Source organism: Rubellimicrobium rubrum (assembly GCF_006152115.1).
GTDB classification, from domain to species: Bacteria; Pseudomonadota; Alphaproteobacteria; order Rhodobacterales; family Rhodobacteraceae; genus Rubellimicrobium; species Rubellimicrobium rubrum.
In genome coordinates, this window is the sequence record NZ_VDFU01000018.1 from 32,310 (window position 1) to 58,649 (window position 26,340).

The window sequence follows — 26,340 nt, forward strand, 5'->3', positions numbered from 1 at the left end:
TCAGGCGGCTTGGGCCAGCTTCTCGATCTCGGCGTGGAACGCCCAGTCGAGCCAGGGCAGCATCGCCTGCACGTCGGCCAGTTCCACGGTCGCACCGCACCAGACCCGCAGGCCCGGAGGGGCGTCGCGATAGGCGCCCACATCCCAAGCCGCGCCCGCCTGCTCCAGCCGCTTGGCGACAGCCTTGGCAAAGGCCGCGCCGTCCGTGATGCGCGGGTCGGTGAACCTGAGACAGACCGAGGTGTTCGACCGGGTCGCGGGGTCCTCGGCCAGGTTCGCGATCCAGTCGCGGCTGTCGCAGAAGTCCCACACGGCCTGCGCGTTCGCATCCGCCCGCGCGATCAGCGCCGGGAGGCCACCGAGGGCCTTGCCCCACTCCATCGACACGATCCAGTCCTCGACGCAAAGCATCGACGGCGTGTTGATCGTCTCGCCCTGGAAGATCCCCTCGATCAGCTTGCCCTTGCTCGTGAGCCGGAAGATCTTGGGCAGCGGCCGGTCCGGCGTGAACGACTCCAGCCGCTCCACCGCGCGAGGCCCGAGGACCAGGACGCCATGCGCCGCCTCGCCACCCATCACCTTCTGCCAGGAGAAGGTCGTCACATCCAGCTTGTCCCAGGGCAGGTCCTGCGCAAAGGCCGCCGAGGTCGCGTCGCAGATCGTGAGGCCGCCGCGTCCCGCCGGGATCACATCCCCCGACGCCACCCGCACGCCCGAGGTCGTGCCATTCCAGGTGAACACCACGTCCCGGTCGTAATCGAGCGCCGCCATATCCACGATCTGCCCGTAATCCGCCCGGTGCACCCGCGCATCCAGCTTGAGCTGCTTCACGGCGTCCGTGACCCAGCCCTCGCCGAAGGACTCCCAGGCGACCATCTCGACGGGGCGCTCGCCCAGAATCGTCCACATCGCCATCTCGACCGCGCCCGTATCGGACGCTGGCACGATGCCGATGCGGTGGGTGTCCGGCACCGCCAGCACCTCGCGCGTGAGGTCGATGGCGCGCTTCAGCCGCGCCTTGCCCTCGGCGGCGCGATGCGACCGGCCAAGGCTGGCGTTCTTCAGCGCATCGAGGTTCCAGGTGGGGGGTTTGGCGCAGGGGCCCGAGGAAAAGCGCGGGTTCGCAGGCGTGGCCTGCGGCAGTTCAGACGCCATGTGGCTATCCTTCCAGATCAGCAGCCCCTCGTTGGGGAGGGGTGTCCCGCCACAAGGCATAGGGAAGCGGGCCGGGGTTCCGCAAGACGCGAAATGGGTCTAAGGCGCCGCAAACGCACCTCCGTGCCGGGGGCCGCGACTACGATCGGAAACTTCGTATGCAAGTCGTTACCCTGATCGCCGCGCCCGGCGGCCTGCCCGCATCGCTGGCCGAGGATCTGCGCGCCGCCTGGACCGGCAGCGCCATCCGTTGGCTGTCCCAGGCTGAAGCCGCCGAATTCGACATTGCCGACGAGCCCGCCGACCTGTGGGCCCGCTGGGAGGCGTTGCAGGCGCAGGACGTGGACCTGCTCGTCCAGCCCGCCGTGAACCGGCGCAAGCGGATGCTCCTGGCTGACATGGATTCGACCATGATCCAGCAGGAATGCATCGACGAACTCGCCGCCGTGGCGGGGGTAGGGGAGCGTGTCGCGGCCATCACCGCGAGGGCGATGAACGGTGAGATCGGCTTCGAAGGGGCGCTGCGGGAACGCGTGGGTCTGCTCCGGGACCTGCCGGAGGCCGTGATCGATCAGGTCTTGGCCGAGCGCATCACCTACATGCCGGGGGGCGCCGCGCTCCTGTCCACCATGAAGGCGCATGGCGCGCACTCGGTCCTCGTCTCCGGGGGCTTCCTCGGATTTGCCCGCCCGGTCGCCGCCCATCTCGGCTTCCACGAAGCCCGCGCCAACACGCTCCTGGCGCAGGACGGCCATCTCACCGGAGAGGTGGCCGAGCCCATCTTGGGCCGCGAGGCCAAGGTCGCGACGCTGGAGGAGGTGACCCAGCGCCTCGGGATCGGCCCTCAGGACGTGCTGGCGGTGGGCGACGGTGCCAACGACCTTGGGATGCTGCGCCTCGCGGGGGCGGGCGTCGCGCTCCACGCCAAGCCTGCCGTGCAGGAGCAGTGCCGCCTTCGGGTGAACCACGGCGACCTCACCGCGCTTCTCTACCTTCAGGGCTATGCGCGGAGCGAGTTCGCCTGATGCTCCCCATCGGACCCGAAGTCCTGCTCCTCCTCGTCCTCGCCGCCTTTGTCGCGGGCGTCATCGACTCCATTGCGGGCGGCGGTGGCCTGCTCGCGCTTCCTGCAATCCTGCTCGCCGGCGCGCCCCCGGTTACCGCACTCGCGACGAACAAGTTGCAGGGCATGTTCGGCACCGCCTCGGCCGCGCTGCATTATGCCCGCGCGGGGCAGGTGGAGCCCCGCTCCCAGGCCGGCCCCGCGCTCCTGGCCGCGCTGGCGGCAGGCGGCGGCGCTCTCCTCGCATCCCACCTGCCCGCCGAGGCGATCCGCGCCGCGCTCCCGCTCCTCCTCATCGGAGTCGCGCTCTACTTCGGCTTTCGAAAAGGCCTCGACGACGAGGACCGGGCCGAGCGCATGGCGTCGCCGGCCTTCAACGCCACCGCCGTGCCGGGCCTCGCCTTCTATGACGGCGTGCTGGGGCCGGGGACGGGTAGCTTCTACATGATGGCTTTCGTGTCATTGCGCGGCTACGGCCTCCTCAAGGCCACGGCGCACACCAAGCTCCTCAACTTTGCCTCGAACCTCGGCTCCCTGCTGGTCTTCGCCTTTGTCGCCTCCCCATGGTGGCTCGTCGGCCTCTGCATGGGCGCGGCGCAGTTCGCGGGGGCACAGGTGGGCTCCCGCCTTGCCGTGCGGATCGGCGCCCGGATGATCCGGCCGCTCCTGGTCGTCGTCTCCGTCGCGCTCGCCACGCGGCTCCTCTGGCAGGCGTGGTCCGGCTGACGTAAAGGACGGGCGACCCAGCCCGAGGAGGCCCGCCCATGCCCTTCCACCAACCCCACCTCCTCGGCATCGAGCCCCTGCATCCGGTCGAGATCACCACCCTTCTCGACCTCGCGGACACCTATGCCGAACGGAACCGCAAGGGCTTGCCCGGCGGGGACGCGCTTCGGGGTCTCACGCAGGTCAACATGTTCTTCGAGCCCTCGACCCGCACGCAGTCCTCCTTCGAGATCGCGGGCAAGAAGCTCGGGGCCGAGGTGATGAACATGGGCATCGCCGCGTCGTCGGTGAAGAAGGGCGAAACGCTGATCGACACCGCGCTGACGCTGAACGCCATGCGCCCGGACCTCCTGGTGGTGCGCCACCCCATGTCCGGCGCGGTGGACCTGCTGGCGCAGAAGCTTCAGAACTGCGCGGTCCTGAACGCCGGGGACGGGCGCCACGAGCATCCGACCCAGGCGCTCCTTGATGCGCTCACCATCCGGCGTGCCAAGGGGCGGCTCCACCGCCTGAGCATCGCGATCTGCGGCGACATCGCGCATAGCCGCGTCGCCCGGTCCAACATCCTGCTGCTGCACAAGATGGAGAACCGCATCCGCCTCGTGGCCCCGCCCACGCTCATGCCGCCCGGCATCGACGCCTTCGGCTGCGAGGTGTTTCACGACATGGAGGAAGGGCTTCAGGGCGTGGACGTGGTGATGATGCTCCGCCTCCAGCGCGAACGGATGGACGGCGGCTTTGTCCCGTCCGAGCGGGAGTACTTCCACCGTTACGGGCTGGACGCCGAAAAGCTGGGCCACGCCGCCCCGGACGCCATCGTCATGCACCCCGGCCCCATGAACCGGGGCGTGGAGATCGACGGCACCATCGCCGACGACATCAACCGCTCGGTCATCCAGACGCAGGTGGAGATGGGGGTCGCGGTCCGCATGGCCGCGATGGACCTCCTGGCCCAGAACCTGCGCGCCACGCGGGGGCGGGCGGCGCTGGGCGAGGAGGTCTGACGCTTCGGGGGCGCCGGTTCGCGCGCCCGTGACGGCTCAGTCGTGCTTCAGCCGGGGCGACTTGTCGCGAAGCCGGTCGATCATCTCCGAAGCTTCGGCCTTGGTCAGGTTCTCGTTGAACTCCTCGTCGGTCTCCTCGCAGAGCGTCTTGAGGTAGGACGCCTGCGCCCCCGTCATCGGCTCGTCGCCGGTCACCCAGTCATGCGGGTCCTTCTCGGCGTTCCCCTCGGGGTGGGTCTTGGTGTTCGCGTCGGCCATGATCCTGATGCTCCGCTCATCGTTGTGTTCATATAATGTTCTGGCTGGCCGCGGGTTCCGTTCCTCGCGCCCTCGTGCTTGGGCCGGTCGCGCGGGTCCGGCCGCGCCCGCCTTGCGAGGCGACCCCGGCGCGGTATAGGGGAGGGGGACGCGGCGGCAGGGGACGGCAGTGATGACAGGCATGGGCGGATCCCCCGCATGACGACGCTGATCCACAACGTCATCCTGATCGACCCCGAGGCCGGGACCGAAACCCCAGGCGCGCTGGTCCTGCGGGATGGTGCCATCGCCGAACGTCTTCCTGCGGCGCCCGAAAGCCTCGAGCGATTTGCCGAGGTGGTGGACGGAGGCGGACGGCACCTCGCCCCCGGCATCGTGGACTGGGGCGTCAAGGTCTCCGAGCCCGGAGAGCGTCACAAGGAAAGCTTCCGCACCGCGGGACTGTCCGCGGCAGCCGGGGGCGTGACCACCATCGTAACGCGCCCCGACACGGCTCCTGCCATCGACACGCCCGAGATCCTGGAGTTCGTGGCCCGCCGCGCCGCCCAGGACAGCCCCGTCCGCGTCCTGCCCATGGCCGCCCTGACCAAGGGCCGTGAGGGGCGCGAGATGACCGAGATCGCCTTCCTCCGGGACGCGGGCGCGGTCGCCTTCACCGATGGCGACCGCGTGGTCGAGGACACCCGCGTCTTCGGCCGCGCCCTGACCTATGCCAAGGGACTGGGCGCGCTGGTGGTGAGCCATGTGCAGGACCCGGGCCTGTCGCGCGGCGCGGTGATGACCTCGGGCAAGTTCGCCTCCCTTCGTGGCCTTCCCGCCGTTTCCCCCATGGCCGAGCGTCTGGGGCTGGAACGCGACCTCGCCCTGGCCGAGATGACGGGCGCGCGGCTCCATGCGGATCAGGTCACGACCGCCGCCGCCCTTCCGGCGCTGGCGCGGGCCAAGGCCCAGGGGCTCGACGTCACGGCGGGCGTGTCGGTCCATCATCTCACGCTCAACGACTTCGACGTCGGCGACTACCGCACCTTCTTCAAGCTCGTCCCCCCGCTCCGGCAGGAGGAGGACCGCGAGGCCGCCGTGGAGGCGCTGGCCTCCGGCCTCATCGACGTGCTCTGCTCCATGCACACGCCGCAGGACGAGGAATCCAAGCGCCTCCCCTTCGAGGCCGCCGCCCCGGGCGCCGTGGGCCTGGAAACGCTGCTCCCGGCCGCGCTGCGTCTGGTGCATGGCGGCCGGATCGGACTGCCGCAACTGTTCCGGGCGCTATCGCTGAACCCGTCGCGCCGCCTGGGCCTGCCTACCGGGCGGTTGGTGGTGGGCGCTCCGGCGGATCTCGTGCTTTTCGATCTCCATGCGCCCTTCGTGCTCGACCGCTGGAAGATGAGGTCGAAGTCCAAGAACACGCCCTTTGACGGAGCCCGCCTGCAGGGGCGTGTCCGGGGCACCTGGGTCGCGGGCCACCGCGTGTGGGAGGGATGATGCCGGATCTCGTGTCGCCCCTGGGCGTGCTGCTGCTTTGGGCCGTGTTCGGCTATTTCTTGGGCTCCGTGCCCTTCGGCGTGCTGATCACCCGCGCCGCAGGCTTGGGCGACGTGCGGGCCATCGGATCGGGCAACATCGGCGCCACCAACGTCCTGCGAACCGGCAGCAAGGGCGCGGCGGCGGCGACGCTGCTGCTCGATGGAGGCAAAGGCGCGGTTGCGGTTCTGCTGGCGCGGGCGCTCGCGGCCGAGGACGCGGCGCAGGTCGCGGGCTTCGCGGCGTTCCTGGGCCACTGCTTCCCCATCTGGCTCCGGTTCCAGGGGGGCAAAGGCGTGGCCACCTTCCTGGGGGTCCTGCTGGCAGTAGCCTGGCCCGTGGGGATTGCGGCCTGCCTGACCTGGCTGGCCACGGCCTTCATCACCCGGATCTCCTCCCTTGCGGCGCTGGTCGCGGCGGTGCTGGCCCCGGTCTGGGCGGTGTCGCTGGGCTGGGGAGCCGTGGCGGTCCTGGGCATCGGGCTGGCAGCGTTGGTGCTGTGGCGGCACAGTCCCAACATCGCCCGCCTCCGCGCGGGGACGGAGCCCCGGATCGGACGACGATAGTATAGGTTTGTTGCTGCCTCGGGCCGGACTATGTCGGTTGGTCATGGCAACCATGCGCAGATCCGGATGACCCGAGCCGACCTCAGTCTTTCCGCTTCGGGAGGCGGGGTCATGCCGTCACCGGCCGTGTCCCCCGCCGCCGGGCTCCATGGGTCGGAGCCGCAGGGGCTCCCGCCCGGCGTTGCCGGCGACGGAGATCCCGCGATCCGGGCCGTGGTCCGCGCCGCGCTGGCCGCGCCCGTGCCCATGTGGGTCGGCTGGGGCGCCGATCTGACCGGGTTCGGCAACGCAGCCTTCGAGGCGCTGCTGGCGCGGCAGGTCCGCCCCGGCTCCCCCGCGAGCGAGGTCTGGCGCGACCTGGGCGAGGGGCTCCTGACCCAGATCGGGGCCGCCTCGGCGGGCGAGGGTCGGATCGCGACGGTCCATCTCGGCCCCCGGCGGGGTCGGGCCATCCTGTCCGCAGGGCCCGTGCTCGACGAGGCCGGCCGGCCCTGCGGTGTCCTGTGCACCCTTGTCCCGCAGGATCTGGGGAACGGACCGGTCCAGAACGCCACGGACGCGCCCCGGCGCGAGATGCTGTCCCGCAAGGCGTGGCTGGCGGATCTGGGCGATGTGCTGGGGGCGCTCGACGACTCGGACGCCATCGCCGAGGCCGCCGCAGCCCGCCTTGGGCCGCATCTCGGCGTCCTGCGCTGCGGCTTCGCGCGGGCCGACGCCACGGGCGAAGTCCTGACGGTGACCCGCGATTGGACGGCCGGGGTCGCCTCGGCCGTGGGCGCGCATCGGCTCGATGCGTTCGGCCCCTGGATCGCGACCTCCCTTCGGCGCGGCGAGGCGGCGGCGGTGGCCGACGCCAACGGCGATCCCCGGATCGGCCCCAGGGAACGGGCCGCCCATGCGGAACTGGGTGTGCGCGCCCATGTGGCGGCCCCGGTGCTGCGGGCCCGAACGCTCGCGGCGGTTCTGTTCGTCCATTCGGCCAGCCCCCGCGTCTGGTCCGAGGCCGAGGTCGAATTGATCCGTGACGTCGCCGAGCGCACCTGCGCCGCCATGGAAGCGTCGCGCGCCCTTCGGGCCCTCCGCAGCAACGAGGCCCTCACCCGAGACATCCTCGAAATCTCGGATGACTGCATCAAGCTCCTCGATCTCGATGGCCGGCTCCGCTTCATGAGCACCGGGGGCCAGCGCGTGATGCAGGTGGACGACTTCAGCCTACTGGAGGGGCGCTACTGGCCCGACATCTGGCCGGACGACGCCAAGCCGCAGGTCGAAGCTGCCCTTGCCCATGCGCGGGAGGGGCGGCTCGGCCGCTTCCGCGAGGAGGCTCGGACCGTTCGAGGCACCCCCCGGTTCTGGGACGTGGTGGTGTCCCCCATCGTGGGCGACGACGGGCGGCCCGCGCGCCTCCTGGCGATCTCGCGCGATATCACGGCCCAGCGGCAGGCCGAGGAATCGCTCCGCGAAAGCGAGGGCCGGTTCCGCGCCATGGCCGACAGCGCGCCGGTGATGATCTGGACCAGCGACGCCGACGGGCGCTGCACCTATGTCAACCGCATCTGGCAGGAGTTCACGGGCAGCCACCTGTCCCAGGCCATGGACCGGAACGTCCTGATGGCGATCCATCCCGATGACCGCCCCCGAACCGAGGCGATCGTTACCGCCGCCCGCGCCGCGCGCCGCCCGTTCCAGACGGAGTACCGCCTGGCCCGCGCGGATGGCAGCTATGCCTGGGTCATCGACACGGCCAGCCCCCGCCTGGCCCCGGACGGCGCCTATCTGGGCGACGTGGGGTCCGTCCTCGACATCAGCGAGCGCCGGCGCGCGGAGGAGAAGCAGGCCCTTCTGGTCAACGAACTCAACCACCGCGTCAAGAACACCCTGGCCGTCGTGCAGTCCCTGGCCATCCAGTCCTTTCGCCTGGGGCAGGTGGACCCGACCGTGCGCAACGCCTTTGAGGCGCGCCTCCTGTCGCTGGCCCGCGCCCATGACGTGCTGACCCAGGAAAGCTGGGAAGGCGCCCAGTTGTGCGACATCGCCCGCCGTGCGGTCCAGCCCTTCGCCGGCGGCCCCGACCGGATCGCCCTAGAGGGCCGGGGGGTCTGGCTCCCCCCGCAGATGGCTCTGGCCGTGGCCATGGCCCTGCACGAGCTGGCCACCAACGCGGCCAAGTACGGCGCGCTGTCGATCTCCGGGGGCCAGGTCGATCTGTCCTGGACCGTGGCGGACCTGCCCCAAGGCCGTCGCCTGCGCCTGTCCTGGGTCGAACGGAACGGCCCCCCGGTGCCGCCGCCCGCGCGACGGGGCTTCGGCTCGCGCCTGATCCAGCAGGGCCTCGCGGCCGAGCTTGGCGGCGAAGTGGTCATCGACTATCTGTCCACAGGTGTTATGTGCCGCGTGGACGCGCCATTGCCGACGGAGGATGCCGGATGACGGAAGAAGGACCCGCAGGGGCGAATGGGGGATTTGCCGGCAAGCGGATCCTTGTCGTGGAGGACGAGATGATCGTCGCCATGCTGATCGAGGACATCCTGACCGACATGGGCGCCACGGTGATCGGCCCCGCCGCCCGCGTCAGCCGCGCCATCGAGCTTCTGGGCGCGGAATCCGTCGATGCGGCGCTTCTGGACGTCAACCTCGCAGGCGAGATGACCACCCCGGTGGCCGAGGAACTGCGCCGCCGCGGCATCCCCTTCGCCTTTGCGACCGGCTACGGCGCAGCGGGCGTGCCGGCCGGCTTTGCGGGCCAGCCCCTGCTCCAGAAGCCGTTCCAGGAGCGTGACCTGGGCCAGGTCATGGCCCAGGTGCTGGCGGCCTGACGGGCGATCAGTCCCGCAGGAGGTCGTTGATGCCGGTCTTGGACCGGGTCTGGGCGTCCACGCGCTTCACGATCACCGCGCAGTACAGGTTGATGCCGCCCGATGACGGCATCGACCCGGCCACGACCACGGAATAGGGCGGCACCTCGCCGTAGGTCACCTCGCCGGTGGCGCGGTCCACGATCTTGGTGGACTTGCCGATGAACACGCCCATGCCGAGGACCGACCCCTCGCGCACGATGCAGCCCTCCACCACCTCGGACCGCGCGCCGATGAAGCAGTTGTCCTCGATGATGGTCGGGCCCGCCTGCATGGGCTCCAGCACGCCGCCGATGCCCACGCCGCCCGACAGGTGGACGTTGGCTCCGATCTGAGCGCAGGAGCCCACGGTGGCCCAGGTGTCCACCATCGTCCCTTCGCCGACATAGGCGCCAAGGTTCACGAAGGACGGCATCAGGATCGCGCCGCGGCCCACAAAGGCCGACCGCCGCACGATCGCGCCCGGCACGGCCCGGAAACCCGCCTCGCGCCAGCGCGCCTCGTCCCAGCCCTTGAACTTGGTATCCACCTTGTCCCACCAGGCCGAGCCCTGCGGCCCCCCCTCCATCGGCACCATGTCGTTCAGGCGGAAGCCCAGCAGCACCGCCTTCTTGGCCCACTGGTTCACGGTCCACTGCCCGTCCGCGCCCCGCTCGGCCAGCCGGAGCGTTCCGCTGTCCAGCGCATCGAGCGTGGCTTCCACGGCATCGCGGGCCTCGCCCCGGGTCTGGGGCGTAAGGGAGGCGCGGTCCTCCCAGGCGGCTTCGATGGCGGCTTCGAGGGCAGCGTGGGACATGGGCAGAACCTCCGGTTTGGCGTCGGGGCGTCATAGGGCCGGGGGTGCTGGCGCGCAATCAGCGCCGATGCCGGGGCGGGTTTGGTTTTCCTCCGATCCGTGCCATGTCCCCGGCCATCACCACAGGACACGACCATGACCGACGACACCCCCGCCGCTACCGAGCCCGACACCGTATCCGACACCGGCCTGACGGAGGAGCCGCCTCTCCGCCATCCCATGCGCGACAGCGTCGAGGACAAGGAGACCGTGGCCCAGGTCCCGGTCACGCCGCAGACCCAGTCCGCCACCTACCGGCTGGCCTTCGCGGATGACGACTTCCTCCTGCGCGAGGACCTGCGGGCCGTGCGCCTGCAACTGGAGCTTCTCAAGCCGCAGCTCATGCTGGACGAGGCGGGGGTGGAAACCACGGTCGTCCTGTTCGGCGGCGCGCGCATCCCCGACGCGGCCCATGCCGCCCAGGCCCGGACGCCCATGCTGGCCTCCCTGTCCAAGTATTACGAGGAGGCGCGGCGCTTTGCCTATCTGGTGACCGAGGCGTCGCTGGTCGAAAGCCGGGGACGCCGGGCCGTCATCGTCACCGGGGGCGGTCCCGGCGTGATGGAGGCGGGAAACCGCGGCGCGCAGGAGGCGGGCGGGCGCAGCATCGGCCTCAACATCGTGCTCCCGCACGAGCAGGCGCCCAACGCCTATGTCACGCCCGAGTTGTGCTTCAACTTCCACTACTTCGCGATCCGGAAGATGCACTTCCTGATGCGGGCCGAGGCGGTCTGCGTCTTTCCGGGCGGCTTCGGGACGCTCGACGAGATGTTCGAGGCGCTGACCCTGATCCAGACCGGCCGCATGGCCAAGGTGCCGTTCCTGCTGTTCGGAAAGGACTACTGGGGGCGGATCATCGACTGGGAGGCCTTGGCCGAGTCGGGCACCATCGCCGCCGAGGATCTCGACCTGTTCCGCTGCGTGGAAACGGCCGAGGAGGCGCTCGAGGCGATGCGGACCTGGGCCTGCCGCACCGAGAAGCGCGACGCGCTTCCCGGCCGCTCGGGAGGGGATGCCCCCCGGCCCGGCGCTCCGGACCAGGCGGGCGACGGAAGCTGAGGGCCGGGCCTCCGCCGCCCGGCCCAGGGGCCTAGCGCGAGACCCACTCGCCCCCGGCCTGGGACGACCGCTGGCAGGCGCCGATGAACCACATGCCGTCCAGCCCCGACTCGATGGTCGGGAGGAGCGCTCCGTCCCCCGTGCCCAGGATCAGGTCGGCGGCATCCGTGTAGATCGTCGCGAACCCTTCGAGGTACCCTTCGGGGTGCCCCGGGGGGATGCGGGTCCAGCGGTTGCCGCCCGTCCCGAGCCCCGCGCCGCCCCGCGTGACGATCTGCTTGGGCTGGCCCAGGGGGGCAAAGGTCATGACGTTCGGGTTCTCCTGCGACCACTCGATCCCGGCCTTGGTGCCGTAGATCCGCAGCCGCAGGCCGTTCTCGTTGCCCGGGGCGACCTGCGATGCCCAGAGCGTGCCCCGCGCGCCGTTCGCGAAGCGCAGGAGCACATGGGCGTTGTCATCCACCTGCCGCCCCGCGCCAAAGCTTTGCAGGTCCGCGAGCAGCGCCTCGACCTTCAGCCCCGTCACGAAGCTCAGGAGGTTGAAGGCATGGGTGCCGATGTCCCCCAGCGCGCCCGCGCCCGCCATCTCGGGGTTGGTGCGCCAGGCGGCCTGCTTGTTGTCGCCCGCCGTTTCCACGCTCTCGGTCAGCCAGTCCTGCGCGTATTCGGCCTGGATCAGCCGGATCTCGCCCAGGTCGCCCCGCTCGATCATCTCCCGGGCCTGCCGCATCAGCGGATAGCCCGTGTAGTTGTGCGTGAGGATGAACCGGGCCTTGGAGGCTTGAACGGCCGCCGCGATCTGCTGCGCCTGCTCGGGCGTCGCGGCCAGCGGCTTGTCGCAGATGACGTTGATGCCCGCCTCGAGGAACGCGATGGCGGGCCCGGCGTGCATGTGGTTCGGGGTCACGATGCTGACCGCGTCGATGCCGTCCTCGCGCGCCGCTTCGGCCCGCGCCATCTCGCGGAAGTCGGAATAAGCGCGGTCGGGCGCGATGTTCAGGTCCTCGGCCGACAGCCGCGCCCGCTCGGGATCCGAGGACAGCGCCCCGGCCACGAGGTGCCAGCGGTCGTCGATGCGGCTCGCGATGCGGTGGACGGCCCCGATGAAGGCCCCGCGGCCCCCGCCCACCATGCCCAGTCTCAGGCGTCGTTGCGCCATGGTCGTCCCTCCGTTCAAAGTCCCAGCATCGTCTTGATGGCGACGTCGTCCCGCTCCGCCCCGGCGAAGTCGTCAAAGGCCTTGGCGGCCCGGTCGATCAGGTGCGACGCGATGAAGGGCGCGCCCTCGGCCGCGCCCTGCTCGGGCGACTTGATCGCGCATTCCCATTCCAGCACAGCCCAGCCGTCGTAGCCGTACTGCGTGAGCTTGGAGAAGATGCCGCTGAAGTCCACCTGCCCGTCGCCCAGGGACCGGAAGCGCCCCGCGCGGTTGATCCAGGGCTGATAGCCCGAATAGACGCCCTGCCGCCCGTCCGGGTTGAACTCGGCGTCCTTGACGTGGAACGAGCTGATCCGCTCGTGGTAGATGTCGATGAAGGCCAGGTAGTCGAGCTGCTGCAGCACGAAGTGGCTGGGGTCGTAGTTGATGGTCGCCGCGACATGCCCGCCCACGGCATCAAGGAACATCTCGAAGGTCGCGCCGTCGAAGACGTCCTCGCCGGGATGGATCTCGTAGCCGTAGGACACGCCGTTCTCGGCATACACATCGAGGATCGGCCGCCAGCGGCGCCCAAGCTCCGCGAAGGCTTCCTCGATCAGACCCTCGGGCCGCTGGGGCCAGGGGTAGAGGAACGGGAAGGCGAGCGAGCCGGTGAAGCCCACATGCCGGTTCAGTCCCATGCGGCGGGACGCGGTGGCGCCCTTCCTGACCTGGTCCACGGCCCATTCCTGCCGCCCCTTGGGGTTCTTGTGCAGATGCGCCGGCGCAAAGGCGTCGAAGGCGAGGTCGTAGGCCGGGTTCACCGCCACGAGCTGGCTCTGGAGGTGGGTCGAAAGCTCCGTGATCTCCACGCCCGCCTCGGCGCAGATGCCCTTGACCTCGTCGCAGTAGTCCTGGCTCTCGGCCGCGCGGTCGAGGTTGAAGAGGCGGCCGTCGAAGGTCGGGATCTGAACCCCCTTGTAGCCGAGCGAGGCGGCCCATCCGGCCATGCCCTGAAGCGTGTTGAAGGGCGCCTCGTCGCCTGCGAACTGCGCGAGAAAAATCGCCGGGCCCTTGATCTGGCTGGTCATCGTGGTCCTTTCAGTGGTCTTGGTCGTCCTGGGGTACTTCGAGGTCCTGAAGCGGCAAGGCCTCGGGTTCGCGGATGGCGCGGATCGCGGCGCGCGCAAGCACCGAGCCCGCCCGCGCCACGTCCTCCCGGATGGCGATGATCTCGCGCCGGAAGAGCGTCAGGAAAGGAATAGCTTCCTTGGCCACGAGGTCGATCTCGCGGCCGAGCCGAAGGCCATGCGCCTCGAGAGCGGCGACGGAGGCCATGGCCGAGTTGGTCGAAGCGCAGACAAGGCCGTCAACCCCCTCGGCCAGCGCTAGCGCCATCCCAGCCTGAACGACGGCCGAGGCCGCGTCGCTCGACACGTCGGGCAGCACGCGCACCTCGGCTCCTGTCTCGGCCCCGGCCTGCATGACGCCCGCCACCATGTCCTGCGCGTAGTTCTGGTTCAGCGGCGGGGCGATCACCACGATGCGCCGCCGCCCCGCCCGCGCCAGCTTGTGGACGGCGATGGCCCCGAAGGCCCTGTTGTCGAAATCCGCCCAGGCATGCTGGCCCGCCCAGTGCGTCCGCCCATGGGTCGCGAAAGGGAACCGCTGGGCCATGAGCCAGGCCACGCGCGGGTCGGCGGGCTGGGTCTGGTTGAAGATCACCGCATCGGCGAGGCCCATCTCCACGATGTGCTGGATGGACCGGAGCGCATCCTCTCCGGGGAAGAAGTAGCTGACGTTCAGGTGGAAGGGCGTCTCGCGCAGCGTTCCCGCCAAGGAGGAGATGAGCCGCGCCGTGTTGTTCATCATGTCGTGCTCGGTGGACATGACGAGGCTGATGACCTGCGTCCGCCCCGTGCGAAGGCGCAGCCCCGCCCGGTTGGGCACATAGCCGAGCTCGTCCGCGACGCGGCGGACCAGCGCCTTGGTGTCGGTCCGCAGGTCCGGGGCATCCGCCAGGGCACGCGACACCGTCGCGACCGCCAGCCCGGTGCGGCGCGCGATCGTCTTGAGAGTCGGCTTCTCGGGCCGCTCCTCCACCTGGGGAGGAGGGGGGTCCTCCGCCGCCATGTCGCTCACGTTTTCTCTCCTCCAGCACACGGCGCGCGAATCCCGCTTGTCAGCCGCGTCTGATTCGTCATACTCCTAAATCGTTATAGGAAACGAGACGTTTTCCACACGGGAGGATAAAAACGTGAAACTGACCACCAGCCTGCTGGGGGCGACTGCCCTGTGCGCCGCTGTTGCCGGCACCACCGCGGGCGCCGTCGAACTCGAAGTCAGCCATTGGTGGACCTCGGGCGGCGAAGCCAACGCCGTGTCGAAGTTCGCCGAAGCGCTCAACGCCACCGGCACGCATACTTGGGTGGACAACGCCATCGCTGGCGGGGGCGACACCGCCCGTCCGATCATGATCTCGCGCATCCTGGGCGGCGACCCGATGGACGCCTTCCAGTTCAACCACGGCCGCCAGGCCGAAGAGCTGATGGAAGCCGGCCTTCTTCTCGATCTGACCGACGTGGCCGAGGCCGAGGGCTGGAAAGATCTCGTCAACCCGCCGTCGCTGCTGGACGCCTGCACCATCGAGGGCCGCGTTTACTGCGCCCCGGTGAACATCCACTCCTGGCAGTGGATGTGGCTCAACAACAAGGTCTATACAGACCTGGGCCTGACCGTGCCGACCACCTGGCAGGAGTTCGTGGACACCGCCGATGAGGTCCGCGCCGCCGGCAAGATCCCGCTCGCGTTGGGCGGCCAGCCCTGGCAGTCCTCGGGTGCCTTCCAGGTGATGGCCATCGCGCTGGCCGGCAAGGAGCCCTGGCTCGCCGTCTACCAGGACCATGACGAATCGGTCGTCAACGGCCCCGAGTTCACGGCCGTCTTCGAAGCCGCGGCCCAGGCGCGCGAACTCGCCCGCGGATCGAACGTGCAGGAATGGCAGCAGGCCACCAACCTCGTGATCACCGGCGAAGCCGCGGGCCAGATCATGGGCGACTGGGCGCAGGGCGACTTCGCCATGGCCAACATGGTCGCGGGTCAGGACTACACCTGCCTCCCCGGCCTTGGCGTGAACGAGATCATCTCGACCGGCGGCGACGCCTTCTACTTCCCCAAGCAGGACGACCCCGAGGTCGAGGCCGCGCAGAAGGAACTGGCATCGCTCCTGGTCTCGCCCGATGTGCAGGTCAGCTTCAACCTCGCCAAGGGCTCGCTGCCCGTGCGCGGCGACGTTGATCTCGCCGACGCGAACGACTGCATGAAGAAAGGTCTGGAGATCCTGGCCGCCGGCAACACCGTGCCGGATACCAACATGCTGGTCACGCCGGACACGTCGCAGCAGATCAACGACCTGATGACCGAGTTCTGGGCGACCGACATGAGCGCGACCGACGCGCAGGCGCGCTTCGCCGAGATCATCGCCAACGCCGAGTGACCTGAGCACCTCGTGCCGGCCGGGGCCATCGCGCCCCGGCCGGACGTCCCTGGGGCCGGGCCCCACCGACCGGGAGGATCCCAAGATGGCCGTGACGGACCAGGCCCAGACCGCCGTCCCCAGACCCGCGACCGGCGCGCCCGCGCGTCGCCCCCTGCGGGTGTTCCGCAACCTCGCTTCCAAGATCGCCGCAATCCCGATGGTGCTGACGGCGCTCGTGATCTTCGTCGGCTGCACCCTGTGGACGGTGGTCTATTCCTTCACCAGATCCGGGATGCTGCCCCGCCTCCAGTTCGTGGGCCTCGACCAGTACGAACGGCTCTGGTCCACGCCCAAATGGCTGGTGTCCATCCAAAACCTCGCGATCTACGGCATCTGCGCCATGGTGCTGACGCTGGTGCTGGGCTTCCTCCTGGCCGCGCTCCTCGACCGCAAGATCCGGGGCGAGGACGTGTTCCGCACGATCATCCTTTATCCCTTCGCGCTGTCCTTCATCGTGACCGGCCTTGTCTGGCAGTGGCTGCTCAACCCCGACTACGGCATCCAGAACGTCGTCCGCTCGCTGGGTTGGGAAAGCTTCGAGTTCAACCCGCTCTACAACCCCGACCTCGTCATCTTCGGGCTGCTGATCGCCGGCATCTGGCACGGCACCGGCCTGTCGATGTGCATCATGCTCGCGGGGTTGCGCGGCATTGACGAGGACATTTGGAAAGCTTCGCGGGTCGAGGGCATCCCCACCTGGAAGACCTACCTGTTCGTCATCATACCGATGATGCGGCCGGTCTTCGTGACCTGCCTCGTGCTGATCGCCTCGGGCATCATCAAGCTTTACGACCTCGTGGTGGCGCAGACCGGCGGCGGGCCCGGCGGCTCGTCCGAGGTCCCCGCCAAATACGTGATGGACTCGATGTTCGGCGCCCAGAACCTGGGCCAGGGCTTCGCGGCCTCCTCGATGATGCTCCTGTCGGTCATCATCATCCTGATCCCCTGGGCCTATCTCGAATACGGAGGGAAGAAGCGTGTCTAATCCCGCGGATCTCGCCTCGATCGCCGCCATCGATGCGGTCAAGACACGGACGGGCGGCGTGGGCCTGCTCGAAGGACCGCGCGGCGCGCGGCCCCGCCGGGCCTTCTCCCGCAGCAACATCTTCATCTATGGCACGCTGATCCTGGTGTCGGTCTATTACCTGCTGCCCCTCTGGGTCATGGTGATGACCTCGCTCAAGGGCATGCCCGAGATCCGGACGGGCAACATCTTCGCCCCGCCGATGGAGATCACCTTCGAGCCCTGGGTCAAGGCCTGGGCCGAGGCCTGCACCGGCATCAACTGCGACGGCCTGAGCCGGGGCTTCTGGAACTCGGTCTTCATCCTCGTGCCCTCGGTGCTCATCTCCATCGCGGTGGCGAGCGTGAACGGCTACGCGCTGGCCAACTGGAAATTCAAGGGATCCGAGGTGTTCTTCACCATCCTGATCCTGGGCGCCTTCATCCCCTATCAGGTGATGATCTACCCGATCGCCATCCTGCTCGGAAAGATCGGGCTCTTCGGATCGCTCTGGGGGCTGGTGCTGGTCCACACGATCTTCGGGATGCCGATCCTGACGCTCCTGTTCCGCAACTACTTCACGAGCGTCCCGCAGGAGCTGTTCAAGGCCGCCCGCGTGGACGGGGCGGGCTTCTGGGGCATCTTCTTCCGGATCATGCTGCCGATGTCGCTGCCGATCTTCGTGGTCGCGGTCATCCTGCAGGTCACCGGCATCTGGAACGACTTCCTGTTCGGCGTGATCTACAGCAACAACGAGCGCTACCCGATGACGGTGCAGCTCAACAACATCGTCAACTCGGTGCAGGGCGTGAAGGAATACAACGTCAACATGGCGGCGACGCTGCTGACCGGCCTTGTTCCCCTCGTCATCTACTTCGCGTCCGGCAAGCTCTTCGTGCGCGGCATCGCCGCGGGCGCCGTGAAAGGCTGATCATGCTCGCTCCCAACTCATCGGTCTCGATCCGGGACCTGTCCCTTCAGTTCGGCGCCGTCCAGGTGCTCCAGAACCTCAACCTCGACATCGGGGACGGGGAGTTCCTGGTGCTCCTGGGCTCCTCGGGCTGCGGCAAGTCCACGCTGCTGAACTGCATCGCCGGCCTCCTGGAGCCCACCGACGGCCAGATCCACATCAAGGGCCGCAACGTCACCTGGCTCGAGCCCAGCGAGCGCGGCATCGGCATGGTGTTCCAGTCCTACGCGCTTTACCCGCAGATGACGGTGCGCGGGAACCTGAGCTTCGGCCTCAAGAACGCCCGCGTTCCCAAGGCCGATATCGACCAGCGGATCGCCCGCGCCGCCAAGATCCTGCAGATCGAGCCGCTTCTCGACCGCAAGCCCGCCCAGTTGTCCGGCGGCCAAAGGCAGCGCGTGGCCATCGGACGCGCCCTGGTGCGCGACGTGGACGTGTTCCTGTTCGACGAGCCGCTGTCCAACCTCGACGCCAAGCTCCGTGCCGACCTGCGGGTCGAGATCAAGAGGCTGCACCACAACCTCACCAACACCATGATCTACGTGACCCACGACCAGGTCGAGGCCATGACCCTGGCCGACCGGATCGCGATCATGAAGGGCGGCCAGATCATGCAGCTGGGCAGCCCCGACGAGATCTACAACCGTCCGCAGAACAAGTACGTGGCCGACTTCATCGGCAGCCCGGCGATGAACTTCATCGAGGGCCACTACGAGAAGGGCCGCTTCCGCGCCAACGATCTCGACATCGCCCTGGACGGCTACCGGCTCGCCGCCCCGCAGGTGGCCGACCGGCCCGCCATCCTGGGCATCCGGCCCGAGCATGTCGCCACGGGCGCCATGATCAACGCCGCACCCATCCATGGCGAGGTGGCGGTGGAACTCGTGGAGCCCATGGGCGCCGACACGCTGGTCTGGGCGACCCTGGCGGGCAAGCCGTTCCGCATCCGCATGGACGGGCAGGCGCGGCTCGCGCCGGGCGATCGCTTGCCCATCGGGCTCGACCCGGCCAAGGCCTCCCTGTTCGACGCCAAGACGGAAGAACGTTTGTGACCATCCCAGAATCGGCGATCCAGGACCTGTCAGGGGCCTGGACGCTGGCCGACGCATCGGGCGAATATGCCTGCCCCATGCGCGTGCCGGGCGACGGCATCACCGCCCTTCACGAATCTCATCTGATCCCCGAGCCCTACTGGGGCCGGAACGAGCTTCGGCTCCGCTGGATCGCAGACCGCGAATGGACGATCCGCCGCTGGATCGAGCTGACCGAGGCCGAGGTCGTGCTGGCCATCGACGGGCTCGACACCGTGGCGACCGTGCGGGTGAACGGGACCGAGGTGCTGCGCGCCGCCAATGCCTTCCGGACCTGGCGCGTGGACCTGGGCGGCGTCGCCCGTCCGGGGCGGAACGAGATCGCGATCACCTTCCACCCGGCCCCCGCCGAAGCCGCTGCCCGGGCTGCCGCGCAGCCTTTCCCGGTGCCCTACATCCATCAGAACAACCCGATCCCGCATGGCAACATGCTCCGCAAGGTCGCCTGCGACTGGGGCTGGGACTGGAACATCGCGCTGGTGCCGTTCGGGATCGCCGGCGGCATCTGGCTCGAAGAGGCGGGCGCCCCCCGCATCGAACGCGTCGCCGTTGCGCAGGAGCACGAGGAGGGCCGCGTCGCCCTGACCGTGACCGCCTGGGCCGAGAACGCCGACGGCAGCCCCTTCCGCATCACCTTCGCCGGACAGACCGCCGAAGGGGTGCTCGAGGATGGCGGCGTGGCCGTGATCTTCGACGTGGAGAACCCCTCGCTCTGGTGGCCGGCGGGGCAGGGGCCCCAGACCCTCCACGACCTGGAGGTCCGGATCGGCGGCGACGTCGTCCGCCGCCGCATCGGCCTGCGCCGGGTGGAGCTGGTGGCCGAGCCCGATGCAGCGGGGCTCAGCTTCGGCTTCCGCGTCAACGGCCGGCCCGTCTTTGCCAAGGGGGCCAACTGGATCCCCACGGACGCGCTCCGTGGCCGGATCACCGAGGCTGCCACGCGCGACCTCCTCCAGTCCGCCGCCGACGTCCACATGAACATGATCCGCGTCTGGGGCGGCGGCCGCTACGAGCCGGACAGCTTCTACGACGCCTGCGACGAACTGGGCCTGATGGTCTGGCAGGACTTCATGTTCTCCTGCAACCTGTACCCCTCCACGCCCGACTTCCTGGCCGAGGTGGACGCCGAGGTGCGCGAGAACGTCGCTCGCATCCATCACCACGCCTGCCTCGCGCTCTGGTGCGGCGACAACGAACTGATCGGCGCGCTGACCTGGTTCCCCGAGTCCAGGAACGACCGCGACCGCTACCTCGTCAGCTACGACCGCCTGAACCGCACCATCGAGACGGCGCTGAAGCAGACCGACCCCACCGCCAACTGGTGGCCGTCCTCACCCTCGCCAGGGCATCTCAACTTCCGCGACGCCTGGCACGAGGACGGCTCGGGCGACATGCATTTCTGGAGCGTCTGGCACGAAGGCAAGCCCTTCGAGCACTACCGCGATGTCGCTCCGCGCTTCTGCTCCGAGTTCGGGTTCCAGTCCTACCCATCCATGGAGGTGATCCGCCGCTTCGCGGGCCCCGAGGATTGGAACATCGCCTCGCCGGTGCTCGAGGCCCACCAGCGCAACAACTCCCCGGACGGGGGCCCCGGGGGGAACCCGCGGATCGCCTCGACGCTGTTTCGCTACTTCCGCTGGCCCGAGCGGTTCGAGGACTTCGTCTGGCTGTCGCAGGTCCAGCAGGGCATCGCCATCAAGACCGCCGTGACCGACTGGCGGGCCAAGAAGCCCCACTGCCAGGGCGCGCTCTACTGGCAGCTCAACGACACCTGGCCCGTCTGCTCCTGGTCGTCGCTCGATCATGGCGGCGGCTGGAAGGTGCTGCATCACATGGCGCGCGGCTTCTTCGCGCCCGTGCTGGTGACGGCCGTGCCGGGGCCCGAGGGGATCGCGCTCGTTGGCGTCAGCGACCGGCCTGACCCGGTCGAGATCACCGTGACCGCTTACGCCACCGCCCTCAGCGGGGCCGCGCGCGAGATCGGCCGTGCCACCGGCACCCTGGGCCAGAGCGCGGAGCGGCTGTTCCTCGTGCCCGCCGACGCGTTGGCCGAGCAGGAGGTGCTGACCTTCGGCTGGGAGGCGTCGGACGGCTCCCGCGCGGGGGACATCTTCGCCCCTCTGCCTTGGAAGGCCTACGACCTGCCCAATCCCGGCCTCGACCATCAGGTCACGCGCGACGGGGACCGCTGGACCCTGGCCGTGACCGCGCGTGCCATGGCCTTTTTCGTCACCGCCGAGGCCAGCGTGCCCGGGCGGTGGGACCGCAACGCCATCCATCTCGGCCCCGGCGTGACCTCGCGGCTGGCCTTCACGCCGGACGACCCGGCGCAGCAGCCGCGCTTCACCCTTCGCGACCTCCATTCGGCGACCACGGCTCGCCCTTCCTGAAGGATCTCTCATGCCCACGATCGCGTACCAGCTTTACTGCTCGCGCAACTTCCCGCCCATTGACGACACGCTCGCGATGCTGTCCCAGGCCGGCTACAAGGCCGTCGAGGGCTATGGCGGCCTGTATGGCGACCTCGACGCGCTCAAGGCGGGCCTGGACCGCAACGGCCTGTCGATGCCCTCCGGCCATTTCGGCCTAGACATGGTCGAAGGCGACCCCGCCCGCACGCTGGAGGTCGCCCGCACGTTGGGCGTCCAGAAGGTCTTCATCCCCTGGATGGCGCCCGACCTGCGCGGCACCGACCTCGACAGCTGGCGCAGCATCGCGCAGCGCCTTGCCTCCGCCCTGGCGCCCATTCGCGACGAAGGCTTTGCCGTCGGCTGGCACAACCATGACTGGGACTTCGCCGACCTGGGCGGCACGACGCCCATGGACCTGATCGTGGAGTCTGGCCTCGACCTCGAACTCGACCTGGGCTGGGTCACGCGCGCGGGCCTCGACCCCGTGGAGACGCTGCGCCGCTTCTCGGGCCGCGTCCGCGCCGTCCACGTCAAGGACATCGCGCCTCAGGGCGAGAACGCCGAGGAGGACGGCTGGGCCGATGTGGGCCACGGCACCCAGACCTGGCCCGCGATCAAGGCCGAACTCGACGCCCAGGGCATCGACCATTTCGTGATCGAGCACGACAACCCCTCGGACCACGCCCGCTTCGCGCGCCGCTCGCTCGAAGCCGTCCAAGCCTGGTAAGGAACTGACAACATGGCAAAGCTCGGCGTCGGCATCATCGGCTGCGGCAACATCTCCGCGGCCTATCTCAAGCTCGCCCCGTCCTTCAAAGCCCTCGACCTCCGGGCCGTGGCGGACATCAACATGGACAACGCGCGCAGCCGCGCGGCTGAGTTCAACGTCCGCGCCCACACGGTCGAGGAACTCCTCGCCGCCTCGGACATCGACGTGATCGTGAACCTCACCGTTCCGGCCGTCCACTACGAGGTCAGCCGCCAGATTCTCGAGGCCGGCAAGCACGCCTATTCGGAAAAGCCCATCGTCCTCACCCTTGAGGAGGGCGAGCGCCTGCGCGAGCTTGCGGCCAGCAAGAACCTCCGCGTGGGCTCGGCCCCGGACACCTTCCTCGGCGGCTCCCACCAGCAGGCGCGCGCCGCCATCGACGAAGGCCGCGTGGGCAAGGTGCTGGGCGGCACGGCCCACGTCATGGGCCACGGGATGGAGAAGTGGCACCCCAACCCGGACTTCTTCTATGCCCCGGGCGGCGGGCCGGTCCTCGACATGGGCCCCTACTACATCACCAACCTCGTCCAGCTCATCGGGCCGGTGAAGTCGGTGACGGCCATGGCCAAGGCAGGCTTCCCGGCCCGGACCATCCAGAACGGCCCGCGCAACGGCGAGGTGCTCCAGGTCACGACGCAGACGGACGTCCACGCGATCCTGGAATTCCAGAACGGCGCGACCGTCACTCTGGGCGCGTCCTGGGACGTCTGGAAGAACCGCCACGCCAACATGGAGCTGTATGGCGAGGAGGCGTCCCTCTTCGTGCCCGACCCGAACTTCTTCGGCGGCACCGTGGAGATCGGCGGCGAGGGCGACATCGAGGCGCTGCCCGCGACCGATCACCCCTTCGGCCAGTCCAACTTCACCACCAACGACGGCCGCACGCTGGCCAACTGGCGCGGTGCGGGCCTTGCGGACATGGTCACGGCCATCGAGGACGGGCGCAAGCACCGCTGCGACATCGACCTCGCGGTGCATGTGGTGGACGTGATGACCGGCATCCTGCGGTCCGGCGAGGAGCGGCGTTTCGTGGACATGTCCACGACCTGCGAGCGCCCCGCAGCCCTGTCGCCCGCAGAGGCGCAGGCGCTGCTGGCCTGATACGACCTTGGGGCCGGGCGCGCGTCGTGTCCGGCCCTTCCCTCCGGGGGTGTCCCATGTCCGATCCCGTGACGATGACCGGTGGATGCCAGTGCGGCGCGGTGCGCTACGCCTTCGAAGGCGAGCCCGACCGCGTGCATGCCTGCCACTGCCGGATGTGCCAAAAGGCGGTCGGCGGCCCCTTCGCGGTGATCTGCCCCGTGCCGAAATCGGCCTTCCGCGTCACTCGAGGCGAGATCGCCTGGTTCCACAGCTCGGACATGGCGCGGCGCGGCTTTTGCCGGGACTGCGGCACGCCCCTGATCTTCGACTACCCCCACGATCCGGGGCTTGGCGTCATGGCCGGGTCGCTGGACCGGCCCGACCTCGTCACCCCCGTCATCCAGTACGGCACCGAGACGCAGGTTCCCTGGGCCGTCCATCTGCCCGACCTGCCCGGACAGCCCATCGACGCCGACGACCCTGAGGGCGTCATCCAGCAGGTCAAGGCCACGAACCGCCAGCACCCGGACCACGACACGACCGTCTGGCCGGAGCCCCGGTAACGGGCCCCGGCCGAGCCCCTGCGGGTCTCAGGCGGCCTTGGCGGGCTTGGGCTGTAGCACCTTCCACTCGGCCCCGAGCTTGGCGATCGTGATGCGGCGCGGGTCGTCCAGGGCCAAGTCGGCGGGCTTGGTCCCGCCCAGTTCGGCCTGAAGCTCGTTGAGCCGGGTGGCGACGGCAAGGCGGCGCATCGTTGTGGCAGCCTGAGTGCCCGGCGGGATCACGAAGCCCGGCCGGATGGAGCCCGGCAGGGGCGCGCCCTCGACGCGCTCGGTCATGGAGTGGGCAAAGCTCACCAGCCCCGGCAGGAACACATAAGCCGACAGGTTGCGGCTCGCGTTCGACAGCTCCAGAGCCGAAAAGTCGGTCTGCATCAGGACCGTGTAGTCGCCCTTGTCATTGAGCGGCTGGAACACGTCGAGAGGCAGCTTCTTCTTGGGCACGCCGGTGACTCGCGCGATGGCCTGCATGACCTGTCCAAAGTTCTTGGCGCCCACCGTTTCAAGGAACCGCTCGCCCATCTTGGTGGTCGGGCCTTCGGCCTTCTGCGGGCCCGCGCCGTTGGTCGCGACCTTGGGAACGAAGACGGTCACCCCCGTGGGTAGCGGCAGCGCTTGGTCGGGCAAGGGGGTGACGAGGAACCGGCCCGTGCCTTCGGCCTTGTTCCAGGCCCAGACGGGGCGCACAGAGGCCCTCAGGATCGCCGGATCGGCCATCAGCGCGGCGCGCAGCACGCCGTCCACCGGCTTCACGTCGAAAGCGATCTTGTTGAGCGTGATCTGCATGGCCTGGCCCTCCCCTGGATGGGACCGCTTCTAGCGGAGGGCGGGCGCTCCTTCCAGCCCTCAGGCCGGGGGAAGCCCCGCCTCGGCCGCGATTGCGTCCCGCGACTTGCGCGCGCGTTCGGTCGCGGACTTGAGCTGCCCGCAGGCAGCCATGATGTCCTCGCCCCGCGGCGTCCGGATGGGCGAGGCGTAGCCCGCCTTGTAGATGATGTCCGCAAAGGCCCGGATACGGTTGTTGCTGCTGCGCTTGTACGGCGCGCCGGGCCATTCGTTGAAGGGGATCAGGTTGATCTTAGCCGGGATGCCCTCGATCAGCGTCACGAGCCGCCTCGCGTCCTCGTCGCTGTCGTTCACCCCGTCCAGCATCACGTATTCGAAGGTGATCCGCTCGGAGTTCGAGAGGTTCGGATACTCGCGCAGCGCATCGAGCAGCGTGGCGATGTTCCAGCGCTTGTTGATCGGCACCAGCACGTCGCGAACCGCATCGGTGGTCGCGTGGAACGAGATGGCAAGGTTGCAGCCGATCTCGGTCGCCGTGCGTGCGATCTCGGGCACGACGCCCGAGGTGCTGAGCGTGATCCGGCGGCGCGACAGTTGCAGCCCCTCGGCGTCCATGGAAATCTTCATGGCGTCGCGCACCGCGTCGAAGTTGTAGAGCGGCTCGCCCATGCCCATCAGCACGATGTTCGACAGCAGGCGCGTCTCGTCCTTGGGCGCGCCCGGCACCGGCCATTCGCCCAGGTCGTCGCGCACCAGCATGACCTGGCCTACGATCTCTCCGGCGGTCAGGTTCCGCACCAGCTTCTGCGTGCCCGTATGGCAGAACGAACAGGTCAGCGTGCAGCCCACCTGCGAGGACACGCAGAGCGTCCCCCGGTCTTCCTCGGGGATGTAGACCGTCTCCACCTCGTGCCCGCCCGCGATGCGGACGAGGTACTTGCGGGTGCCGTCCGACGACACCTGCTTCGACACGATCTCGGGCAGCGCGATGACGAAGTGCTGCGCCAGCAGTGCGCGGTAGTCCTTGGCCAGGTTGGTCATTTGGGCAAAGTCGCGCACGCCCCAGTGGTAGATCCACTGCCAGACCTGGTTCACGCGCATCTTCGCCTGCTTCTCGGGCGTCCCGGCGGCGACGAACGCCTCACGCATCCCGTCGCGCGTCAGCCCGATCAGGTTCGCCGGTCCGTCCGGAGCCTTGCGCGGAATGGTGTGCACGTGCTGCGTGATGGGGGCGGAAAGCGTCATGGCGGCCTCGGGCGGGGAAGGCTCCGCACATAGCAACGAAAAGGCCGGCTTCCAAGGGAAACCGGCCCGGAACGCTTGCGACGGCTCGACGCGCGTCAGGAGGTGCAGCGGCTCTGCGCTTCCTCGAGGGCCGAGGTGAACCCCAGCAGCGAGAAGGTGTCGCGCGTGACGGTGCCGCGGCCCGACTGGCCGGTCAGCGTCGCCTCGGACCCGTTCTTGAGCGCGTCCACGATGCGGACGTCATCCTCGGGGCCCGCGGGCCAAGCCCATTCGCCCTCGGTGAACAGCTGGAACTGCGTGCCGCCCACGTCCAGCGTGACGGTGGAGTTGTCGGCGAACGGATAGCCGCCGGTGAAGGTCACCTGGCCATTCACGTTCTCGGAGGGGCGGTAGAAGACGAAAAGCAGCGTCTCGCCCCGCGACACCTCGACGGGCTGGCCGTCGCGGGTGTTCTCCTGGGACTTGGGCGCCGAAACCGAGAAGCACTCGGTCGGGTCGGTTTCCTGGAACACGGACCAGTCGGTACTGGCCGCCACGCGGTTCGTCGTCTGCTGCGCCCAGGCGCCGCCTGCGGCCAGAGCGGCGAGGGCGATGGCCCCGAGCCGCGACAGGGTCTTGGTCATTGTTCGTCAGCCTCCAAATCCAAGCCCGCCTGCGCCCGGTGCCGCCCGACCCGGTTCCGGTGCCGTTTGCGGCTGGCAGGGGCT

25 protein-coding genes are annotated in these 26,340 nt (G+C 69.2%); 16 read left to right on the forward strand and 9 right to left on the reverse strand.

The annotated features are described in order from the left end of the window. Complete coding sequence (locus tag FHG66_RS14410) at nucleotides 1-1,155, reverse strand: phosphoserine transaminase (RefSeq protein ID WP_139077766.1); 1,155 nt, start codon at nucleotides 1,153-1,155, stop codon at nucleotides 1-3. A gap of 158 nt (nucleotides 1,156-1,313) precedes the next feature. Here FHG66_RS14410 and serB point away from each other — a divergent pair, with 158 nt between their 5' ends. The 3 genes from serB to FHG66_RS14425 are packed head-to-tail and all read left to right on the forward strand — an operon-like array spanning nucleotide 1,314 to nucleotide 3,948. Beyond that, nucleotides 1,314-2,180, forward strand: coding sequence for a phosphoserine phosphatase SerB (gene serB, locus FHG66_RS14415; RefSeq protein ID WP_139077767.1), 867 nt, complete (start codon nucleotides 1,314-1,316; stop codon nucleotides 2,178-2,180). Continuing rightward, the gene (locus FHG66_RS14420; protein ID WP_139077768.1) at nucleotides 2,180-2,944 is read left to right on the forward strand and encodes a TSUP family transporter; all 765 of its coding nucleotides are present in this window, start codon (nucleotides 2,180-2,182) and stop codon (nucleotides 2,942-2,944) included. The genes serB and FHG66_RS14420 overlap by 1 nt, the downstream gene beginning before the upstream one ends. A gap of 38 nt (nucleotides 2,945-2,982) precedes the next feature. Continuing rightward, nucleotides 2,983-3,948, forward strand: coding sequence for an aspartate carbamoyltransferase catalytic subunit (locus tag FHG66_RS14425; RefSeq protein ID WP_139077769.1), 966 nt, complete (start codon nucleotides 2,983-2,985; stop codon nucleotides 3,946-3,948). Nucleotides 3,949-3,984: 36 nt separating this feature from the next. Here the strand turns inward: FHG66_RS14425 and FHG66_RS14430 are convergent, their stop codons facing one another. Next, nucleotides 3,985-4,206: a DUF3072 domain-containing protein gene (locus tag FHG66_RS14430; protein WP_139077770.1), complete on the reverse strand. Its 222-nt coding sequence runs from the start codon at nucleotides 4,204-4,206 to the stop codon at nucleotides 3,985-3,987. A 198-nt stretch (nucleotides 4,207-4,404) separates the two neighbouring features. Here FHG66_RS14430 and pyrC point away from each other — a divergent pair, with 198 nt between their 5' ends. From pyrC to FHG66_RS14450, 4 genes are all read left to right on the forward strand, one after another. Next, the gene (gene pyrC / locus FHG66_RS14435; protein ID WP_139077771.1) at nucleotides 4,405-5,685 is read left to right on the forward strand and encodes a dihydroorotase; all 1,281 of its coding nucleotides are present in this window, start codon (nucleotides 4,405-4,407) and stop codon (nucleotides 5,683-5,685) included. Then, the gene (plsY, locus tag FHG66_RS14440) at nucleotides 5,685-6,290 is read left to right on the forward strand and encodes a glycerol-3-phosphate 1-O-acyltransferase PlsY (protein WP_425471743.1); all 606 of its coding nucleotides are present in this window, start codon (nucleotides 5,685-5,687) and stop codon (nucleotides 6,288-6,290) included. Before pyrC ends, plsY begins: the two co-directional genes overlap by 1 nt. Nucleotides 6,291-6,401: 111 nt before the next feature. Next, entirely contained in the window at nucleotides 6,402-8,720 is a 2,319-nt protein-coding gene (locus FHG66_RS14445) for a PAS domain S-box protein (RefSeq protein ID WP_139077773.1), read from the forward strand. Next, nucleotides 8,717-9,106 (forward strand): response regulator, encoded by a 390-nt coding sequence (locus FHG66_RS14450; protein ID WP_139077774.1) that lies wholly within the window; start codon nucleotides 8,717-8,719, stop codon nucleotides 9,104-9,106. Before FHG66_RS14445 ends, FHG66_RS14450 begins: the two co-directional genes overlap by 4 nt. Nucleotides 9,107-9,113: 7 nt before the next feature. Here the strand turns inward: FHG66_RS14450 and dapD are convergent, their stop codons facing one another. Then, the gene (gene dapD / locus FHG66_RS14455) at nucleotides 9,114-9,941 is read right to left on the reverse strand and encodes a 2,3,4,5-tetrahydropyridine-2,6-dicarboxylate N-succinyltransferase (protein WP_139077775.1); all 828 of its coding nucleotides are present in this window, start codon (nucleotides 9,939-9,941) and stop codon (nucleotides 9,114-9,116) included. A 219-nt stretch (nucleotides 9,942-10,160) separates the two neighbouring features. Between dapD and FHG66_RS14460 the strand changes: the two genes are divergently transcribed. Beyond that, the gene (locus FHG66_RS14460) at nucleotides 10,161-11,039 is read left to right on the forward strand and encodes an LOG family protein (protein ID WP_246082619.1); all 879 of its coding nucleotides are present in this window, start codon (nucleotides 10,161-10,163) and stop codon (nucleotides 11,037-11,039) included. A gap of 31 nt (nucleotides 11,040-11,070) precedes the next feature. Here the strand turns inward: FHG66_RS14460 and FHG66_RS14465 are convergent, their stop codons facing one another. From FHG66_RS14465 to FHG66_RS14475, 3 genes are read right to left on the reverse strand one after another with little or no spacing between them, the layout of a single operon-like run. Beyond that, nucleotides 11,071-12,198 carry a Gfo/Idh/MocA family protein gene (locus tag FHG66_RS14465; RefSeq protein ID WP_246082616.1) on the reverse strand — a complete coding sequence of 376 codons (1,128 nt, stop codon included), beginning with the start codon at nucleotides 12,196-12,198 and terminating at the stop codon, nucleotides 11,071-11,073. A gap of 14 nt (nucleotides 12,199-12,212) precedes the next feature. After that, complete coding sequence (locus FHG66_RS14470) at nucleotides 12,213-13,268, reverse strand: sugar phosphate isomerase/epimerase family protein (protein WP_139077777.1); 1,056 nt, start codon at nucleotides 13,266-13,268, stop codon at nucleotides 12,213-12,215. A gap of 10 nt (nucleotides 13,269-13,278) precedes the next feature. Beyond that, nucleotides 13,279-14,310: a LacI family transcriptional regulator gene (locus FHG66_RS14475; RefSeq protein WP_139077821.1), complete on the reverse strand. Its 1,032-nt coding sequence runs from the start codon at nucleotides 14,308-14,310 to the stop codon at nucleotides 13,279-13,281. Nucleotides 14,311-14,434: 124 nt separating this feature from the next. Here FHG66_RS14475 and FHG66_RS14480 point away from each other — a divergent pair, with 124 nt between their 5' ends. From FHG66_RS14480 to FHG66_RS14515, 8 genes are all read left to right on the forward strand, one after another. Beyond that, on the forward strand, nucleotides 14,435-15,673 hold the full coding sequence (locus FHG66_RS14480; RefSeq protein ID WP_139077778.1) for an ABC transporter substrate-binding protein: 1,239 nt from the start codon (nucleotides 14,435-14,437) through the stop codon (nucleotides 15,671-15,673). A gap of 85 nt (nucleotides 15,674-15,758) precedes the next feature. Further along, nucleotides 15,759-16,700, forward strand: a complete 942-nt coding sequence (locus FHG66_RS14485; RefSeq protein WP_139077779.1) for a carbohydrate ABC transporter permease — start codon at nucleotides 15,759-15,761, stop codon at nucleotides 16,698-16,700. Between the two features lie 28 nt (nucleotides 16,701-16,728). Beyond that, on the forward strand, nucleotides 16,729-17,649 hold the full coding sequence (locus FHG66_RS14490) for a carbohydrate ABC transporter permease (RefSeq protein WP_425471744.1): 921 nt from the start codon (nucleotides 16,729-16,731) through the stop codon (nucleotides 17,647-17,649). A 2-nt stretch (nucleotides 17,650-17,651) separates the two neighbouring features. Beyond that, complete coding sequence (locus FHG66_RS14495; RefSeq protein ID WP_139077781.1) at nucleotides 17,652-18,740, forward strand: ABC transporter ATP-binding protein; 1,089 nt, start codon at nucleotides 17,652-17,654, stop codon at nucleotides 18,738-18,740. Then, nucleotides 18,737-21,169 carry a beta-mannosidase gene (locus tag FHG66_RS14500; RefSeq protein ID WP_246082617.1) on the forward strand — a complete coding sequence of 811 codons (2,433 nt, stop codon included), beginning with the start codon at nucleotides 18,737-18,739 and terminating at the stop codon, nucleotides 21,167-21,169. The genes FHG66_RS14495 and FHG66_RS14500 overlap by 4 nt, the downstream gene beginning before the upstream one ends. A gap of 10 nt (nucleotides 21,170-21,179) precedes the next feature. Further along, on the forward strand, nucleotides 21,180-21,917 hold the full coding sequence (locus FHG66_RS14505; RefSeq protein WP_139077782.1) for a sugar phosphate isomerase/epimerase family protein: 738 nt from the start codon (nucleotides 21,180-21,182) through the stop codon (nucleotides 21,915-21,917). Nucleotides 21,918-21,929: 12 nt separating this feature from the next. Continuing rightward, on the forward strand, nucleotides 21,930-23,060 hold the full coding sequence (locus FHG66_RS14510; protein ID WP_139077783.1) for a Gfo/Idh/MocA family protein: 1,131 nt from the start codon (nucleotides 21,930-21,932) through the stop codon (nucleotides 23,058-23,060). Between the two features lie 56 nt (nucleotides 23,061-23,116). Continuing rightward, entirely contained in the window at nucleotides 23,117-23,605 is a 489-nt protein-coding gene (locus FHG66_RS14515) for a GFA family protein (RefSeq protein WP_139077784.1), read from the forward strand. Between the two features lie 27 nt (nucleotides 23,606-23,632). Here FHG66_RS14515 and FHG66_RS14520 read toward each other — a convergent pair whose 3' ends face one another. From FHG66_RS14520 to FHG66_RS14530, 3 genes are all read right to left on the reverse strand, one after another. Beyond that, entirely contained in the window at nucleotides 23,633-24,388 is a 756-nt protein-coding gene (locus tag FHG66_RS14520; RefSeq protein WP_139077785.1) for a hypothetical protein, read from the reverse strand. A gap of 60 nt (nucleotides 24,389-24,448) precedes the next feature. Then, entirely contained in the window at nucleotides 24,449-25,633 is a 1,185-nt protein-coding gene (rlmN, locus tag FHG66_RS14525) for a dual-specificity RNA methyltransferase RlmN (protein WP_139077786.1), read from the reverse strand. A 95-nt stretch (nucleotides 25,634-25,728) separates the two neighbouring features. Further along, nucleotides 25,729-26,256, reverse strand: a complete 528-nt coding sequence (locus FHG66_RS14530) for an invasion associated locus B family protein (protein WP_139077787.1) — start codon at nucleotides 26,254-26,256, stop codon at nucleotides 25,729-25,731. Nucleotides 26,257-26,340: the final 84 nt, after the last annotated feature.

Bases quoted from the DNA above. Each gene is read 5' to 3' on its own strand.
- FHG66_RS14510 (WP_139077783.1), top strand. From the start codon at position 21,930: ATGGCAAAGCTCGGCGTCGGCATCATCGGCTGCGGCAACATCTCCGCG.
- FHG66_RS14515 (WP_139077784.1), top strand. From the start codon at position 23,117: ATGTCCGATCCCGTGACGATGACCGGTGGATGCCAGTGCGGCGCGGTG.
- pyrC (WP_139077771.1), top strand. From the start codon at position 4,405: ATGACGACGCTGATCCACAACGTCATCCTGATCGACCCCGAGGCCGGG.
- FHG66_RS14495 (WP_139077781.1), top strand. From the start codon at position 17,652: ATGCTCGCTCCCAACTCATCGGTCTCGATCCGGGACCTGTCCCTTCAG.
- FHG66_RS14470 (WP_139077777.1), bottom strand. From the start codon at position 13,268: ATGACCAGCCAGATCAAGGGCCCGGCGATTTTTCTCGCGCAGTTCGCA.
- FHG66_RS14460 (WP_246082619.1), top strand. From the start codon at position 10,161: ATGCGCGACAGCGTCGAGGACAAGGAGACCGTGGCCCAGGTCCCGGTC.
- FHG66_RS14420 (WP_139077768.1), top strand. From the start codon at position 2,180: ATGCTCCCCATCGGACCCGAAGTCCTGCTCCTCCTCGTCCTCGCCGCC.
- FHG66_RS14445 (WP_139077773.1), top strand. From the start codon at position 6,402: ATGCCGTCACCGGCCGTGTCCCCCGCCGCCGGGCTCCATGGGTCGGAG.
- FHG66_RS14475 (WP_139077821.1), bottom strand. From the start codon at position 14,310: ATGGCGGCGGAGGACCCCCCTCCTCCCCAGGTGGAGGAGCGGCCCGAG.
- FHG66_RS14520 (WP_139077785.1), bottom strand. From the start codon at position 24,388: ATGCAGATCACGCTCAACAAGATCGCTTTCGACGTGAAGCCGGTGGAC.
- FHG66_RS14425 (WP_139077769.1), top strand. From the start codon at position 2,983: ATGCCCTTCCACCAACCCCACCTCCTCGGCATCGAGCCCCTGCATCCG.
- FHG66_RS14450 (WP_139077774.1), top strand. From the start codon at position 8,717: ATGACGGAAGAAGGACCCGCAGGGGCGAATGGGGGATTTGCCGGCAAG.
- FHG66_RS14505 (WP_139077782.1), top strand. From the start codon at position 21,180: ATGCCCACGATCGCGTACCAGCTTTACTGCTCGCGCAACTTCCCGCCC.
- rlmN (WP_139077786.1), bottom strand. From the start codon at position 25,633: ATGACGCTTTCCGCCCCCATCACGCAGCACGTGCACACCATTCCGCGC.
- plsY (WP_425471743.1), top strand. From the start codon at position 5,685: ATGCCGGATCTCGTGTCGCCCCTGGGCGTGCTGCTGCTTTGGGCCGTG.
- FHG66_RS14485 (WP_139077779.1), top strand. From the start codon at position 15,759: ATGGCCGTGACGGACCAGGCCCAGACCGCCGTCCCCAGACCCGCGACC.
- FHG66_RS14465 (WP_246082616.1), bottom strand. From the start codon at position 12,198: ATGGCGCAACGACGCCTGAGACTGGGCATGGTGGGCGGGGGCCGCGGG.
- FHG66_RS14530 (WP_139077787.1), bottom strand. From the start codon at position 26,256: ATGACCAAGACCCTGTCGCGGCTCGGGGCCATCGCCCTCGCCGCTCTG.
- dapD (WP_139077775.1), bottom strand. From the start codon at position 9,941: ATGTCCCACGCTGCCCTCGAAGCCGCCATCGAAGCCGCCTGGGAGGAC.
- FHG66_RS14410 (WP_139077766.1), bottom strand. From the start codon at position 1,155: ATGGCGTCTGAACTGCCGCAGGCCACGCCTGCGAACCCGCGCTTTTCC.
- FHG66_RS14430 (WP_139077770.1), bottom strand. From the start codon at position 4,206: ATGGCCGACGCGAACACCAAGACCCACCCCGAGGGGAACGCCGAGAAG.
- serB (WP_139077767.1), top strand. From the start codon at position 1,314: ATGCAAGTCGTTACCCTGATCGCCGCGCCCGGCGGCCTGCCCGCATCG.